Consider the following 2,004-nt stretch of genomic DNA (forward strand, 5'->3'; position numbering starts at 1 on the left):
GACGCCGACCGCCACGCCGAGGCGATCGCCGACGCAGTGCGCGCGGCGACGGACTGACGTGCCGGCACCGCCGGCGTCTCGCCGGCGGTGCCGCGCCCGGTCACAGCCGATATGCGCGGCGGGCCGGGCAAAGGGTCCGACAGACGTTCGGCAACAGCCGCAATCCTGTTGCGGCCGGGACGGGGATCCGCGTTGCCGTTCGCACGCGGCTGAGCGCGTCCGACCCTCGAATGGCCGGGAGGCGGGCAACGCGCTTCAGCGCTGCCAGCGTGTGGCAAAACGGTGTGTTCGGCCCGTGCCACCGCGGTGGAGACCGCGCAGCGGCGCCTCCGCCGCATTTCCCTTTCGGGCGATTCTTGCCTAACCTCCATATTTCCGTCGCCTTGCGGGCGACGCGTCCAGCCGGTTTTCGCGCCTTTCAGGTCGTCATGTTACTGTCACGCCAGTTTCATTGATTGTCACATTACTGTCATGAGCAGCCCCTAACCTTCGCGGTGCCGTAGTCATCCGCACTCACACTGGAGGTCTCATGAAATTGATGCAAACCGCGATTGCCGGCCTGGCTGGCGCGCTCTTTACCGTTGCTGCGCACGCTGCCGACATCACGGGCGCAGGCAGCACCTTCGCCATGCCGATCTACACGAAATGGGCTGCGGATTACCAGCATGCCGGCGGCGCAAAGATCAACTACCAGGGCATCGGCTCGTCGGGCGGCCTGAAGCAGATCATCGCGAAGACGGTCGATTTCGCCGGTTCGGACGCGCCGCTGAAGGATGAAGAGCTCGCGAAGGACGGCCTGTTCCAGTTCCCGACGGTGGTCGGCGGTGTGGTGCCGGTCATCAACGTCCCGGGCGTGAAGGCGGGCGAACTGACGCTGTCGGGCCCGGTGCTCGGCGAGATCTACCTCGGCAAGATCAAGAAGTGGAACGATCCGGCCATCGCCGCGCTGAACCCGAAGGTCAAGCTGCCGGATACGGACATCGCGGTCGTGCGCCGTGCCGACGGCTCGGGCACGAGCTTCATCTGGACGAACTACCTGTCGAAGGTCAGCGACGACTGGAAGTCGAAGGTCGGCGAAGGCACGACGGTCAACTGGCCGACCGGTACGGGCGGCAAGGGTAACGACGGCGTCGCGGCATTCGTGCAGCGTCTGCCGGGCGCGATCGGCTACGTCGAGTGGGCGTACGCGAAGAAGAACAACATGGTGTACACCGCGCTGAAGAACTCGACGGGCACGGTTGTCGAGCCGAAGACGGAAACCTTCAAGGCGGCGGCTGCAGGCGCGAACTGGTCGAAGTCGTTCTACCAGATCCTCACGAACCAGCCGGGCAAGGAAGCATGGCCGGTCGTCGGTGCGACGTTCGTGCTGCTGCACGCGAAGCAGGACAAGCCGGAACTGGGCGCGGAAACGCTGAAGTTCTTCAGCTGGGCGTTCAAGAACGGCGAGAAGGCGGCCGACAGCCTCGACTACATTTCGCTGCCACCGGCGGTCGAAGCGGAAATCCGCAAGCAGTGGAAGGTGAAAGTGACGGACGCGGCCGGCAAGCCGATCGCCGCCGAGTAAGTGTTGCAGCGGTTCGCTGCCCGGCCGAGCGGGTCGGGCAGTGTGTGCAGTAAGGCCGGACGTCATGGCGTCCGGCATTCGAAAACAGGCACCCATGTCTGATATTCCATACGCGTCGCCCACGTCTGCCGGCAAGGCGCCACAACGCGCGCCCGGCCGTCTCGGGGACATCCTGTTCGGCGGCCTGGCCCGGCTCGCCGCCATTGTGACGCTGCTGCTGCTGGGCGGCATCATCGTCTCGCTGATCATCTCGTCGATGCCGACCATCCAGAAGTTCGGCATCGCCTTCCTGTGGCAATCCGAATGGGATCCCAATGCGGATGTCTACGGCGCGCTCGTGCCGATCTACGGCACGATCGTGACATCGATCATCGCCCTGGTGATCGCCGTGCCGGTCAGCTTCGGCATCGCGCTGTTACTGACCGAGCTCGCGCCCGTGT

Annotated in this window: 1 protein-coding gene and 1 pseudogene; both read left to right on the forward strand. The window is 65.1% G+C overall.

Going from position 1 to position 2,004, the window contains the following annotated elements; translation table 11 throughout:
* Positions 1 to 529 precede the first annotated feature (529 nt).
* Positions 530 to 1,564, forward strand: a complete 1,035-nt coding sequence (gene pstS, locus KH616_RS24550) for a phosphate ABC transporter substrate-binding protein PstS (RefSeq protein ID WP_292253855.1) — start codon at positions 530 to 532, stop codon at positions 1,562 to 1,564.
* Positions 1,565 to 1,658: 94 nt separating this feature from the next.
* Positions 1,659 to 2,004: pseudogene (pstC, locus tag KH616_RS24555) on the forward strand (phosphate ABC transporter permease PstC); the annotation flags it as partial.

The sequence above is a fragment of the Burkholderia sp. genome (assembly GCF_018375725.1).
In the GTDB taxonomy this organism is placed as follows: Bacteria; Pseudomonadota; Gammaproteobacteria; order Burkholderiales; family Burkholderiaceae; genus Burkholderia.

What these genes read in the sequence shown, in the direction of transcription:
- pstS (WP_292253855.1), top strand. Translation starts at nt 530, where the DNA reads ATGAAATTGATGCAAACCGCGATTGCCGGCCTGGCTGGCGCGCTCTTT.